Genomic DNA, 12,963 nt, shown 5'->3' on the forward strand with positions numbered 1-12,963 from the left:
CCCTGTAACCTGTACCCTAATTAATACGAGATAGCATAGTCAGCAATCCTTGTTGACCTAGTAGAATTTCTCGCAGGAGACTAAAGATACCAACCCAAATAATAGGTGTAATGTCTACCCCACCTATAGGTTGCACCAGCTTTCGCAACGGGATTAAAAATGGCTCAGTGGGCCAAGCTATTAAATTAAAGGGCAAACGATTCAGATCCACTTGCGGATACCAAGTGAGAATGATACGAAATATAAATAAGAATGTCATCACCCCTAACAGAGGGCCAAGAATCCAAGCAGTCAGGTTAACACCAATCATCGGTTTCAGGTACTATCTATCTGTAAAGAAAGAAAAAACTTAGGGAACGGCTATGTGCATTTTGCGACGCCGATTAGCCCATCGTAGACATCGCTAACAAGTTTTAAGCTTTGTAAAGCACTCCGATCGTTATTTTAACCAAATGCTGTCACTTCCTTCTGAAATAGAAAAGTGAACTCGCCTACGTGGTTAACTCAACAAATGCTGAAAGCAGTTACCAAGTTTAGCAGTTCAGAGTTAGAGGCTTCTCAAGAAAGTAATACACTATTAAAATTAGGATGAACTGTGTAAAAAAAGGTTGAGAAGTATGACGCCTTCTTTAGCAAATTTTCTTTGGAGTCTGCTATGGGGTACAGCAATTGTTGTAATACCCGTTACAGTTGGTCTAGTTTTCATTAGCCAAAAAGATAAAATACAGCGTTCATAATGCTTATGAGAGTTAATTTAACTCTCGTAATCGATTGTCTGTCAGCTATCTACTTAATTGCACCAAAAGCAGCATAAACTGCGGCTGGTGGCAGTTATAGATGACAGACATAGGTGTTTTTACTTTTCGGTGAATAGCTTCAGAGCTTCTTTGCCAGAGGCTTTGAAGCTTCAATATATCGTGACTAATTAGAGTAGTGATTTTAATTGTGACTCGCTAACATAGATTTGATATTGGGAAAACAGCAATGATAAATTTTGGGCTGAACTCAGCCAGTTTTCTGGCTCAGGTAAATTTTGGGGCAAATTCAGCCAGTATTCTAGGAATTTTCCTGGCTGTGGCTGGGGCAGCACTGTATTTTCTCCGCACTGTGCGCCCAGAATTGTCACGAGATCAAGATATCTTTTTTGCAGCAGTCGGCTTGCTTTGCGGCTTCATTCTTGTCTTTCAAGGATGGCGGCTTGACCCGATTTTACAATTTGGTCAATTGCTTTTAGTTGGTACAACTGTGTTTTTTGCAGTTGAAAGTATTCGCTTGCGGAGTATAGCTACCCAGCAAGCAAAGCGTAATACTCCGATTGTGGACGATGAGCGAGAGGTAAGCGGAAATTATTCAATGAACCGCAACCGCAAGAGGTATGGGGCTGAGATGGAGGCAGACTTAGATCCATTGCCTTATGAAGACGAGGAAGAACGCCCAGTGCGTGCCCGCATTCGCGGTAGCAGAGATGAGATTTCAACTCGTGATGACTACTACGAGGAACAACCCCCCCGTCGCACAGAACGCCGCAACAACAGTAGTAGTGAAAGACAGGCTCCATCTGATAGAACGCGTCGGCGGACTTCTGGTCGTCCCGTGAATCGCCCTTCTGAAAGCTCTGAAGATGAAAATTGGGGTTCTTCATCTAGGCAAGTTGATGATTGGGAAAGTTCGGGTGGGGAAGTTAGAAAACCTTCTCGCCGTAGTAATAACGGGTCACAGCGTCCCGAAAGTCGTGAAGATGATGTTTCTCCCAGACCGAGAAGGCGTCGTCCGCCGGCTGACTCAACTCCTCGAAGACCGCGCGAAGATGATGATGCGATCCCAACTGATTATGTGCCATACAGCCCAATGGAAAAACCAAATGAGGGGCCAGATAATTTGACCGATTTTGATGATGATATTTAAAACAGTTGGCGTGCAAGTAAGTTTAGAGGCGACGGAAAACAGTTGAGGTGGAAAAATTTACGCCTACATTTTGGCTCCAAAGACCAATTCATTGGAGCCTGGTTTTTGGTTTAACAAGTTTGCTTGTATCTTGTGGTACTAACGATATTCCCATAGGGCCTACTTCTCTTAACAGTCGCTACACCGAAGAGCAACCTGCTTTGAGTGGAAATGGGCGCTTTTTAGCGTTTGTATCTAATCGCAATGGTAATCAGCAGCTACTAGTGTACGATTTGGAGAGGCAAGTGTTTATTGGCACTCCGGGGATAAACCGACAGGAGACAATTGCCGAAAGTCCAAGTTTGAGCTACACCGGGCGTTATATTTCTTATCTTACTAGCGATCAAGGTAGACCTGTAGTGGCACTTTACGATCGCGCTACGCAACAGTCGCAAATTGTCACACCAATTTATCGCGGCTGGGTTAGAAAACCAAATATCAGTCCAGATGGACGTTATGTTGTCTTTGAAACCGCCACTCGTGGTCAGTGGGATATTGAAGTCCTAGACCGGGGGCCAAATATTGAGTTAGATATTCCCAACGGTGCAACTGTGGGTTCACCTCCGTAGAAGTTAGGAGTTAGGAGTTAGGAGTTAGGAGTTAGGAGTTAGGAGTTAGGAGTTAGGAGTTGTGAGACTATTGACTAATTACTAATGACTAATTATATGAAACGTGTTTTTTTTATACCTGTATTTTTCTGTTTAAGTTTATTGACTGGGTGTTTTGGCTACCCTCGCCTTTTGAGTTATCCCTTTGATCCAGGGGGTCGGAGTCTCAATAGTTTAGCGTCGGAATTAAACCCCCAAATTTCTGGGAGATACATTGTTTTTATTACTGACCGACGCGGTAGCCAAGATGTTTATATGTTTGATACGGTAACTCGTGATTTGGTTGATTTGCCAGGTTTAAATTCCTTTGATGCGATCGCAAATCATCCGAGCGTTTCACAAGATGGTCGTTATATTGTGTTTGCTGCTAGCCGTCAGGGGCGATCGGCTATTTTTCTCTACGACAGAGAAACACGCCAATCGCGGAATTTGACCAACAACCTGCAAGCCGAAGTCCGCAACCCTACAATTAGCGCTGATGGTAGCAGAATCGCTTTTGAGTCTAGTAATAATGGTCAGTGGGATGTTTTAGTATATGACCGTTACGGACAACCGTTGAATATACCTCAAGAACCGCGTTGAACTAAAGTTAGGAGTTAGAAGTGAGGAGTTATGAGTTAAAAATTCCTAACTCCTAACTCATAACTCCTAACTTTTACTTCTAACTCTCACCTCTAACTTTTGTTTTCTACTTGTTGCACAGATTCAATAAGCGATCGCACTTGTTCTGTACCCTCTGAAGCTTCAAATGATAGAGGAAACTTACCCCGAAGAATCATCCGCAAACCGAGGGGTGCAAGACTGAGTAATCCTTTCAAATCCCGAAAATAATTACCGACTACTTGTACACCAAATTGACGTTCATCAATCCAACCACCTTCTTTAACTAAATCTACCAATACTTTCCGGTGACGAATTGAGCGACTATCGCTGGCTTGTTTTTGGGTGAGAATTTCTTGTTTAACTTTGGTGATTTGTTCTAATGGTGCAACTTCCATTGGACAAACTGAATCGCAGTACAAACAACGGGTGCAACCCCATACGCCTTTAGTACCTTCGTTGTAGCTTGCTAAACGATTTTCGGTATCGCTATCGCGGGAGTCTGCTACCATTCGGTAAGCTTTGGCAAGGGCATGGGGGCCTACAAAGTCTGGATTAACTTCACGAGCGTTGCATTCAGAGTAACAAGCACCGCACATAATACAGTTACCAGTTTGATCGAGACGCGATCGCTCTTGTGGTGTTTGCAAAAATTCTCTTTCTGGTACTTGTCGTGCTGCCGTACTCACATAAGGGGCAACTGCCTCTAGATTATTCCAAAAGCTGCTCATATCTACAACCAAATCTTTAATCACGGGCATATTGCCAAGAGGCGCGATCGTGATTTCAGCAATAGCATTTACTTTACTTGGGGATGATGGTATTTGTTGTAATCTGGCAAGTTCACTCCCAACATTTTCTTTACAAGCTAAAGCCGAACGCCCATTAATTCGCATAGCACAGCTACCACAAATAGTATTGCGGCAATTTTTGCGAAATGCCAAAGTTCCATCTTGCTCCCACTTAATATGATTGAGGCAATCCAAGATTGTATTACCTGGTTCGGCTTCCACAAGGTAGGTTTGCACAACAGGGGAGGAATTTTGTTGCTGTCGAATGACCTTAAAAATAACTTCCATAACTACTAACCAAAATTTTAAAATTACTTCACCAGCCTCAACAATCATGAGTCAAAGCAGGTAGTTGCGAAAAGTGAGTTATGCTTTTTCGCCCCTAATTCAAAACCTAGTGTTAATAGGCTGACGATTCAAGGGCTACTGATTCTAGTTTAAGGATAACCATTAAAATTTTACTTGTAGTAGCGTTGTAGGCAAGATTTCCGTCAAATTCTGAGTTAAAACGCCAAAAATGTAATCGCAGCTTTGCATTAAATTTCCCTGTTTGGGAATGTAAAGGAAAGAGGGTTTGCTTAAAAAGTAACTTAACTTGATCTTTGACCTAGCGATCGTATCCAAATGAAATGTATGTGAAGTTAGCAACATGTCTTGATGTCAACTTGAGTCAAGCAGTCCTGACAGTAAAATTTCGTCAATTGGTAGCGAAGGTGGAATTTTTTGATTATATAGAAGTGTGAAAGCCCATGTTTAATATATAGTAGTGGCAATCAAGCACTAGGCAGATGTTAAGAGATTTGTTCTTCCCATAGACAGACGTGCAAAATCCTCTGACTGCTTTTGACCTGAAGATAATAAACCGAAGAAAAATCCCCACCACTTGCAAAGAAAAGTTAGAGCACCGCGAAACCCGGAGGTGAGAGACTTTTCGCTTTTTGGCTTGCTCTCAATCAATAAAATATGGGATTGAACTCATTGGTCAAAACTGCTCGTCTAAATTATATAAATTTTTATAAAAGCCAGATAGCAATGCTCACGCTTGCAATAAAGGGTTAAGAAAATCGTCACTGCTTTTTTCTTCTTTTAGTCCAGGAATTTAAATAAAAATTTACCAGCAACTTTAATTCAAAATTAAACAACTATTTTGCTATTATTAGTCCATGCTAGTATTTAATATAAAATTACGAAGTAGCAAAACCAGAATCAATAGCCGTATCAGCGCGGTTACTACTGCTTTGTTGATTCGTAATGTAGAGACAAAAAAATTCGCGTCTCTACTGGTAGGACAAAAGGGTGTATGCCCGTAGGACTCTATTGAAATACTATGCTGTCCTAAGCTTGAAAGGACGAGTGGAGAAAACTCTACTTGCTCATTGCCAAGAAAGGCAAGCACTGAAAGTGAAAAACCTGCAATTTTTTGGGTCTACGACTTATTTGCAGTAGAACCTAACCCCATTTGTAAAGGTGGCTGAAAGTTACACCGCTACAGTAGCGCCAAAGAAGAAAATAGTTTTCTTTCTGATGGCGAATAATGGTTAAAAGTGCCGTAACATCACCAAAATTAATGTCTGTGGCAACTATGGCCTCTAGTTGGTTGTGGACAACCATATATAGAAGTGCTTTTGGCTCCTATCGGCAGCAATTCACCCGTTACATTAGGGTCTTCAGTAGCTCTATGCAAATGCTAAAAAATTAAATGCTGGCATAAGACTACATAGTTTATCAGTTTGGAGAGAGTAAGGAAAATTTGAGCATAATGACTGAAACTGCAACCGCGCCATTAACTGGAAAAGCACTACTTGCTAAAGTAAAAGAACTTTCCACATTACCACGCCGAGAAAGAGCTAAACAGTGCGGCTATTACACTGTTACTAAGAATAACCAAGTTCGTGTCAATCTCACCGATTTTTATGACGCTTTGCTATCTGCTAGGGGAATTCCTCTAAGTCCAGAAGCACCTAAAGATGGTCGTGGTCGCGAACCGACATATCGGGTTAGTGTCCATCAAAATGGTCAGATTGTAATTGGTGCTACATATACCAAAGCAATGGGCTTGAAGGCTGGAGATGAGTTTGAAATTAGGTTGGGATACAAACATATTCACCTGATTCAACTAGGTGAAAGCGATAAAAAACTAACCTCACAAGATATAGATTCTGACGAATCAGACGAAGATTTGGAAGACGAAGAGTAAATTTGCTGATGGTAGGGATAAGTTTCAGTTGATGATCACTTGTCCTTACCCCGACAGCCAATTGGTAGCCAAGTAAAAAATACGATTAGACCCCTTGCAGAATTCACCAAATTTAGTAGAGTCTTGATTAATCAGCAAGAAATCTATAATGCAAGAAGTCTATCGTGTTTTTTTTGTTTATTTTGATAACTTTCTTTGAGTCTTCAGTCAACGCCTTACTGGCGTTTATAGAAAATGCACCGCCACTAGTTATAGTGACGGCATTTTTTGTTTTCTGGATAGTTTGCTGGTTGCCAGTAGCAACAGTATCAGCAATATTGCTTAATTGGCAACCTCCTAAACCTTTACAGCCAGAGCAAAAAATGCCGTTATTGGTGTCACTTTACCTATTAGCTCCCCCGATCCTCTGGGGAGTTGCTTGGTTGACTAATAAATCTTTTTCAGATTACGGCTTTGTTGGCAATTTTTCAACTCTTGGTTTTTTAGCACTAGGTTTTAGTTTAGGAGTGCTAAGTCTAGCTATTGTATTTAGTGGGCAATTCTGGTTAGGTTGGTGTTCTTTTGAAAAGTCGAATTTCAAGTTACTACTACCCATCTTGCTACCGATTTTCTTGATAGCGTTATTAGTCGGTGGGATAGAAGAGTTAGTTTTTCGCGGTTTCCTGTTCACAGAATTAGCGCAGGATTACCCAGTTTGGGTAGCAGCAGCAATTTCTAGCTTGATTTTTGCCTTTTTACACCTGATTTGGGAGCAACGCGAAACTGCACCCCAACTTCTTGGATTATGGCTGATGGGAATGGTACTGGTGTTAGCACGCTTTGCTACAAGTGGTAATTTGGGTTTAGCTTGGGGATTGCACGCGGGATGGGTATGGGCGATCGCTACCATAGATACAGCAGAACTAATTAATTACACTGGTATTGTCTCTGACTGGTTCACAGGTAAAAATAAAAAACCCCTGGCTGGCTTGGCGGGAATTATTTGTGTATTGGGAACTGGAGTAATTATCTGGTTCTTTCCTAAGTATTTTAATTTCCCATAGAGAGATGTACTTAACGCAGATCCCCGGCTTCTTGAAGAAGTCGGGGATCTAAATCCAACGATTTAGTAGGCACTATTCCACCCTACTAATCTTTATTTAGTACTCAAAACTACTCAGACCTTCGGATTCTGTCGATTTCTCGTTGTAATTCTTCAATTTGGCGGCGTAAAATTTCTGTTTGATTTTCGGAAGATTCTGCTGAAACATTTACCGAGCCAGAAGCAGGCGATCGCTGATAATTTCCTCGGCGAATTTGCTGGTATTCTTCAGATACTGCCCATGACCGTAAGTAATGCAAGCGTTCAACAGGGAAAGGATGGCTCAACATCATACCCTGAGCGCCATTGTAGATCAAGAATTTATATATCTGATTCAGTCCATCCTCATCCAATGCCTGATAATTTTCTGACTGCTTGATAAACTCTTGTAAACTACATTCATTGGCATATTTGTTACTACCGCCAGAGAGTTTCATCATGGTTGACATCACAGGATTCAAGTCATCCATTACTAGTAGTGCCGCGCGATCTGACGATAACTCGGCTTTGCGCCGCCACTCAAAAAAGGCGTAAATCAAGCCTTGGGTGACAATATTACCGATGCCAAAGGTCAATTCTCCCAAGGCCGAAGCAGCACTCATCGCCCACATCGCCATTTGAATTAAAATGGTATGACCACATTTAATATGCCCCAGCTCATGGGCTAGCACCGTCCTCATCTCGGCTTCGTCTAGTAAGTCTAGTATCCCTGTATTTATGACTATGTAAGGATTCTCTTGCCCCAATGCATAGCTATTTGCTTGGGGATTTTGCGAGACAAACAGTGTTGGTTCTGGGTAAATGTCCAAATCTCGGACGCATTCCCGAAACATCTGGTAAATAGTGGAATATTGACGCGGCCCGACTTGGATGCTGTTACCCATTAGATAGACTAATTGAGGGCGTTCGTAGATAAATTCCACAAATTTACGAGCGATTAAATCAAATCCTGGTAAATTTCGTAAAGCTTGCTCGGCTTGGCGATCTAGTGGATGCCTGAAGGCTTCGCTGGAAATTCCTGTGTAAGTTGGCATAATTTAGGGTATTGGGTAATTGGTCATTGGTCATTAGTCATTGGTCATTAGCAAAGGACAACTGACAAATGACAAATGACAAATAACAAGATAATAGAAATGGGGCAATTGGAAGTAAAAGTCACTTTGTATGGAATTGAAAGCGTGTGATTGAGGCAGAAGTTCATTTGTCACTACATAACTTTTTGCGATCGCAAGCGGGGTTCCCTTCCTGGCCCCATCATTTGACGATGGCACGGTTGGTAGCACGCGCCTTGCGCCTGGGACGTAGCGCCCTAATTCAAGTAGGGGCAGTGAGTGGCTATCAAGGGCGGTATCGTACTAGTTTCGTAGCATCAGCCCTGATGTGGCATGGCCCTGTAATTATTGTTGCTCAAGAAACAGTGCAGCAACTTCTACTGCGGGTGGAAATTCCCCGGCTACAGCAGTGGCTACCAACCAATAAATCGATTAGGACAGGTGATGCTTGGCCTGATGCTGAGTTCCAAGGGCTACTATTGACTTCCCCAGAAGCTTGGTTAAAAGGACAATTGGCTGGTGGCTCACGCTTTCCCCAAGGCATCCCCACAATTATTGATGGGGTAGACGATCTCGAAGACTGGGTGCGTCATCAACTTACCCAAGATATTCAACCCGATGATTGGGATCAACTCATGCTAGCTTGTCCCAACCAAGCTGAGGCAATTCGCGAAGCACGGATACAACTAACACACGAACTTTTTCAGCATCCTGCTAATCCATATCAGTGCTATCTAATTTCCCAGCCAGAAATAGAAATTTTGAGTCGCCTGTATTTGGCTTTAGAGTCAGTACAAGCACTGCCAGAACCTTGGAAACACTTCTGGCAACAATTTCAAACTCTCAACGAAAATCTTTTCTCCCCTGCTCCCTCATCTCCCCCTGCCTCCCCTACTCCCTTATCTCCCCCTCCTCTCTTCTGGGCGACTATTGCCCATCGACAAGGTTTATTTTCTTTGCACTACGCCCCAATGGAATTAGGGGAAATACTCTCGCCGATTTGGCAGCGACAACCAGTAGTTTTAATTGGTAGCGCTATCGAACCGGAAACTGAGGCTCCCCTTTTTCACCAGCGCCTGGGTTTGGACGATTTAACTTGCCTGAAGTTCTCTTCGGAGAGTCAAGCGGAAGCAATTCAACTGTATGTACCCTATAAGTTGCCTCTACCTAACACACCAGAATTTCAAGCGGCCTTTATTCACAAAGTCCGCACACTAGTTTGTCTAAGTGCGACAGCGCCAGGATTAACGGTTGTTTTGGTGGGAGATGTACCACTAAAGGCTCAAGTGGCGACAATTCTAGCCTCAGAGTTTGGTTCGCGGGTGCAAGTAGAAAAAACTTGTTTAGATGAAAATGGTATTTTGATTAGCGGTTGGGAATTTTGGCGAGAACATCAACGAGTCTTGCCAGCACCCCATCTGTTAATCATTGCTACGTTACCCCTACCATCTTTAGAAAATCCTCTGGTAGCTGGTAGGGTAGCTCTTTATAAGCGATCGCATCAAGATTGGTTCCGTTTATACTTGTTGCCAGCAGCTTTAAATGAATTACAACGGGCGATCGCTCCAGTACGAGAAAGTCAAGGGATTGTAGCTTTGCTTGATAGTCGTGTAGTTAACCGCAGCTACGGCGCTCAAATTCTCGCAGCTTTAAGTCCTCTGGCACGCATTAACTATCTCGATCCCAGCCTGTTTTCCAATACCGAGGAAGAAAATTCTGCCTAAAGTTCAGTTACCAGTTGCCCAATTTAAATTTTGTCAACCAAAGCGCGATCGTCTAAAAGCAAGCACTATTATCAGCTTATAGAAGGTGATGCGATTCATTGCCTTTCTGTAGGCATGATTCCTGGCAAAATAAATTTAGAACCTAAGTAGAATTTGAGTTGCTGATTATGGGTGAAGCAAAGCGTCGTAAAACCACACTAGGGGAAACATACGGTCAAGAGACTCGGATCTTGTCTTGGGTTCCAATCACAAAAACTCAAGGCGAACAATTTGTCGCTTGGACGACTCGTGGTGCTTGGATAGGCATTGGTCTCATGGTTGTAGGATGGGCAACAATCCGTTTTATCGGCCCAGCTTTCGGTTGGTGGCAAGTAGTCTATTAATTCTGAATTCATAATTGAATTAGTTGGATATCTCGACTCCAACTAATTCAATCCCACAAAGAAAGACAATTACGCGCCACTGTTTCGCCAATCATTACGAATTACGTTAGCGCAAGGGTAGCGAGTTTGTGTACCCCTATGGGAAGCAAGCTAGGCGCAGCCTCTCGTATAGAGCGTTATGACTAATTACGAATTAGTTAACTGAGTTATTAATAAAAAATAATTACTCTCTTGGGATAGATAATCGAAATATATTATATATTCATGAAATTTGGCAAAACCAAACTAAGATAAGAATCCTTCTAAATTATCGTGTTTTGGTTCGTACAGCTTTTTAAAAATAATCCGAAAATACCTGGAAATATTGCCTAAATGGCAACATTGTTCTGCTGAGTTTAGGTATCGTCAGTATTAAGTTTTTCCATTGTCGATTCTACACTCAAATTTCTCTACTAATTACGTCGGATTTGTATAAAGTATTGCATTTCTTCTCTGGCAAATACTTAATCTATAATTTGCACTGTCATCTTCTTAACTTTACATATATAGGAGGAACGAATTTGGTATAACTAATCATTTGTCTATACCAAAATCTACGTTAGAAAGAGAACAGATTAAAAATTTAAGCAAGAGACACTATAACGATGTAAAACTACATTCTGACCTCTAATAACAGTGTATTTGACTGCACATAGCCAATATAAACCAAATATGTAGCTTTTCTGTAGTTGACTAGTGCTAAATTTAAGTTACCCTTAAAGCGGATCGCTTACTCTAAGAATCTACTCTGACAGAGGTGTATAAAGATATGGTTAAATTTAGCAATTCTGTCCGAAATTTTGAATTTGCAAACTGAATAGTTTGATACGGCTCTCAAAACCCCGATCCACTACCCTAAACAAGGTAGTCAATTAACGACTCAATATCATCTGTCTGGTAATTGTAATGAATAGTTTACAATACCAATGGGTGAGAAAATCTAAAGAAAATATAAAAGAAACTCAAATTACTGTGGTGTCTGGAGGACAAAAGTGTTTCTGAGACTAGCACATCAACATCGACAATTCGTCCAAGACTTAGTAATGAACCTGCAAGCCTTGGCGATTGTATTAGAGCGGCGTGGTTATCCTGCGTCTTGCTATACCTGTGGCGACCAAATGAATAGTGCATCGTTTATGGTTAGCTTGGGTGATAACCATCTGATTCGATTTTTAGTGTCCGATTACGGCATCACTTGGACGGAAATGCGGGATGACCGCGAATTAATGAAGCTAGAGGGTGCGGAGGCAATTAGCCAATTAGATGAACTGGCCGATCTTGTCAAGCAATCTATGCAAAGTGATACAGGCTCTAAAACTCTTGCCAAGAAGTATTAAGGTTTCAGAGATCGATAGCAAATTAGAAATTGATTAACGGTAACTGTTAATCAGTAATAGTGGTTTAGTTAGCGATCGCGCTTACCTATTTCTCCATTATCATGAAGTGATTGGCTATGGCTGGCCCATTGCATATTTTTTTGTATCTGCCAAAATCTCATGAGCCAAATTTTCAGCCTCTAGCTAGAAGGTGTTAAAACACAGCAAAGTCAGAGGTTAATTAGTTGAGCGCTCTTCTTTTGCCATAATTTCATCAAAACGCGATAACTTCTCTACTAGACACTGCGCGAATATCTAAAGTCCATTGCCAATTAAAATAAAGGGTGCCCAATAGTACGGATGACTAAAGTCATTAACTGCTGCTACGGGTGCATTATGACTTATTTCCTTCCAGTTTCCAGTAATTAATGAGATTTGAGCTTGGCGTAAAGCTTCAGTTTTGGTCAGCTTCTCAGTGGAGAGAATGCCATAAAATGCACTCATGAGTGCTTGCGTACCACCATCATCTACAGACCACAAAGAGGCGATCGCGGCTCTAGCGCCGGTTTCTTGCATCTGATAGCCAAAGCCCAAAATTTCCTCACCGTTACCTAACTTGCCTCCCAAGCCGGTTTCACAGGCGCTCAACACTACCAAATCGACATTGGGGAGTGACCAAGTGGCGACATTTCTAAAATTAACGCGATCGCCATTCCCGAATAAAATAAACGAATCTTCTGGTTTACCCACCACAAAAGCTGCATGAGTCGCTAAATGGACAATTGTATAATCATCCATTTGGGGTACAGCGACTCTAGGGGTAAAGGCATCGTCTAAAAGCTTCGTAGTTTCAGGAACCGCAGCTGCTAGACTTTCCACCTCCAGCGTTGCAAAGGGTAAGCCAGCAAAAGCAACCTGTCGATTACCAACTTTAATTTGATAATTACCTTTAGTAAAAGCACCCGCTAAAACCCGCAAAGTAGATTGTTTTGGGGTGTTTAAGTTAGTCAGACTAGCAGATGTAATGTGATTTACATTGAAACGCTGCACTAGCCATTGTTTGCCATCATATAAAGCAGTTAAAGGAATGTAGCGTAACCGATCGTCTGGAGCGTAAATCAGAGTTTGCGTACCAGATAGCTTCAAGTCTTTCTCTATCGGTTTAATTAGGGGTTGCTGAAAAAGTCATAAAAAAGCAATTTTAAGGGTTGACTAGTTATTCAGATCC

13 protein-coding genes and 1 pseudogene are annotated in these 12,963 nt (G+C 41.8%); 9 read left to right on the plus strand and 5 right to left on the minus strand.

Going from position 1 to position 12,963, the window contains the following annotated elements:
- Positions 1 to 16: 16 nt before the first annotated feature.
- Positions 17 to 310, minus strand: a complete 294-nt coding sequence (locus tag ACM0OX_RS07025; RefSeq protein WP_414514198.1) for a YggT family protein — start codon at positions 308 to 310, stop codon at positions 17 to 19.
- 307 nt (positions 311 to 617) lie between these two features.
- Between ACM0OX_RS07025 and psbX the strand changes: the two genes are divergently transcribed.
- From psbX to ACM0OX_RS07045, 4 genes are all read left to right on the plus strand, one after another.
- Complete coding sequence (gene psbX, locus ACM0OX_RS07030; RefSeq protein WP_099100805.1) at positions 618 to 737, plus strand: photosystem II reaction center X protein; 120 nt, start codon at positions 618 to 620, stop codon at positions 735 to 737.
- 247 nt (positions 738 to 984) lie between these two features.
- Positions 985 to 1,905, plus strand: a complete 921-nt coding sequence (locus ACM0OX_RS07035; RefSeq protein WP_334897736.1) for a Ycf66 family protein — start codon at positions 985 to 987, stop codon at positions 1,903 to 1,905.
- Positions 1,906 to 1,952: 47 nt separating this feature from the next.
- Positions 1,953 to 2,513: a TolB family protein gene (locus tag ACM0OX_RS07040; protein WP_094350103.1), complete on the plus strand. Its 561-nt coding sequence runs from the start codon at positions 1,953 to 1,955 to the stop codon at positions 2,511 to 2,513.
- Between the two features lie 96 nt (positions 2,514 to 2,609).
- Positions 2,610 to 3,134, plus strand: coding sequence for a Tol biopolymer transporter periplasmic protein (locus tag ACM0OX_RS07045; protein WP_335131343.1), 525 nt, complete (start codon positions 2,610 to 2,612; stop codon positions 3,132 to 3,134).
- A 92-nt stretch (positions 3,135 to 3,226) separates the two neighbouring features.
- Here the strand turns inward: ACM0OX_RS07045 and ACM0OX_RS07050 are convergent, their stop codons facing one another.
- Both ACM0OX_RS07050 and ACM0OX_RS07055 read right to left on the minus strand, forming a co-directional pair.
- Positions 3,227 to 4,231 carry a succinate dehydrogenase/fumarate reductase iron-sulfur subunit gene (locus tag ACM0OX_RS07050; RefSeq protein ID WP_414514212.1) on the minus strand — a complete coding sequence of 335 codons (1,005 nt, stop codon included), beginning with the start codon at positions 4,229 to 4,231 and terminating at the stop codon, positions 3,227 to 3,229.
- A 1,161-nt stretch (positions 4,232 to 5,392) separates the two neighbouring features.
- The gene (locus ACM0OX_RS07055; protein ID WP_292738549.1) at positions 5,393 to 5,554 is read right to left on the minus strand and encodes a hypothetical protein; all 162 of its coding nucleotides are present in this window, start codon (positions 5,552 to 5,554) and stop codon (positions 5,393 to 5,395) included.
- 148 nt (positions 5,555 to 5,702) lie between these two features.
- On the opposite strand from ACM0OX_RS07055, the gene ACM0OX_RS07060 reads away from it, so the two are divergent.
- Positions 5,703 to 6,140, plus strand: a complete 438-nt coding sequence (locus ACM0OX_RS07060) for an AbrB family transcriptional regulator (protein ID WP_094350106.1) — start codon at positions 5,703 to 5,705, stop codon at positions 6,138 to 6,140.
- Positions 6,141 to 6,304: 164 nt separating this feature from the next.
- Entirely contained in the window at positions 6,305 to 7,183 is an 879-nt protein-coding gene (locus ACM0OX_RS07065; RefSeq protein ID WP_414514201.1) for a lysostaphin resistance A-like protein, read from the plus strand.
- A gap of 109 nt (positions 7,184 to 7,292) precedes the next feature.
- On the opposite strand, the gene ACM0OX_RS07070 is transcribed toward ACM0OX_RS07065, so the two are convergent.
- Positions 7,293 to 8,255 carry a M48 family metallopeptidase gene (locus ACM0OX_RS07070; RefSeq protein ID WP_322711212.1) on the minus strand — a complete coding sequence of 321 codons (963 nt, stop codon included), beginning with the start codon at positions 8,253 to 8,255 and terminating at the stop codon, positions 7,293 to 7,295.
- Positions 8,256 to 8,401: 146 nt separating this feature from the next.
- On the opposite strand from ACM0OX_RS07070, the gene ACM0OX_RS07075 reads away from it, so the two are divergent.
- The 3 genes from ACM0OX_RS07075 to ACM0OX_RS07085 all read left to right on the plus strand — a co-directional run bounded on the left by ACM0OX_RS07075 (position 8,402) and on the right by ACM0OX_RS07085 (position 11,756).
- A complete protein-coding gene (locus ACM0OX_RS07075) occupies positions 8,402 to 9,997 on the plus strand; it encodes a helicase C-terminal domain-containing protein (RefSeq protein ID WP_414514203.1) in 1,596 nt (531 codons plus the stop codon).
- Positions 9,998 to 10,164: 167 nt separating this feature from the next.
- Entirely contained in the window at positions 10,165 to 10,380 is a 216-nt protein-coding gene (locus ACM0OX_RS07080; RefSeq protein ID WP_289796446.1) for a DUF2839 domain-containing protein, read from the plus strand.
- Between the two features lie 1,031 nt (positions 10,381 to 11,411).
- Complete coding sequence (locus ACM0OX_RS07085) at positions 11,412 to 11,756, plus strand: DUF1815 family protein (protein ID WP_094350113.1); 345 nt, start codon at positions 11,412 to 11,414, stop codon at positions 11,754 to 11,756.
- 294 nt (positions 11,757 to 12,050) lie between these two features.
- Here ACM0OX_RS07085 and ACM0OX_RS07090 read toward each other — a convergent pair.
- Positions 12,051 to 12,905 (minus strand): annotated as a pseudogene (locus tag ACM0OX_RS07090) (CHAT domain-containing protein); the annotation flags it as partial.
- Between the last annotated feature and the right edge of the window lie 58 nt (positions 12,906 to 12,963).

The sequence above is a fragment of the Nostoc sp. PCC 9305 genome, assembly GCF_963920915.1.
Classification (GTDB): Bacteria; Cyanobacteriota; Cyanobacteriia; order Cyanobacteriales; family Nostocaceae; genus Nostoc.

Coding starts and splice junctions, on each gene's coding strand:
- psbX (WP_099100805.1), top strand. CDS start 618: ATGACGCCTTCTTTAGCAAATTTTCTTTGGAGTCTGCTATGGGGTACA.
- ACM0OX_RS07035 (WP_334897736.1), top strand. CDS start 985: ATGATAAATTTTGGGCTGAACTCAGCCAGTTTTCTGGCTCAGGTAAAT.
- ACM0OX_RS07050 (WP_414514212.1), bottom strand. CDS start 4,231: ATGGAAGTTATTTTTAAGGTCATTCGACAGCAACAAAATTCCTCCCCT.
- ACM0OX_RS07060 (WP_094350106.1), top strand. CDS start 5,703: ATGACTGAAACTGCAACCGCGCCATTAACTGGAAAAGCACTACTTGCT.
- ACM0OX_RS07055 (WP_292738549.1), bottom strand. CDS start 5,554: ATGGTTGTCCACAACCAACTAGAGGCCATAGTTGCCACAGACATTAAT.
- ACM0OX_RS07045 (WP_335131343.1), top strand. CDS start 2,610: ATGAAACGTGTTTTTTTTATACCTGTATTTTTCTGTTTAAGTTTATTG.
- ACM0OX_RS07070 (WP_322711212.1), bottom strand. CDS start 8,255: ATGCCAACTTACACAGGAATTTCCAGCGAAGCCTTCAGGCATCCACTA.
- ACM0OX_RS07025 (WP_414514198.1), bottom strand. CDS start 310: ATGATTGGTGTTAACCTGACTGCTTGGATTCTTGGCCCTCTGTTAGGG.
- ACM0OX_RS07080 (WP_289796446.1), top strand. CDS start 10,165: ATGGGTGAAGCAAAGCGTCGTAAAACCACACTAGGGGAAACATACGGT.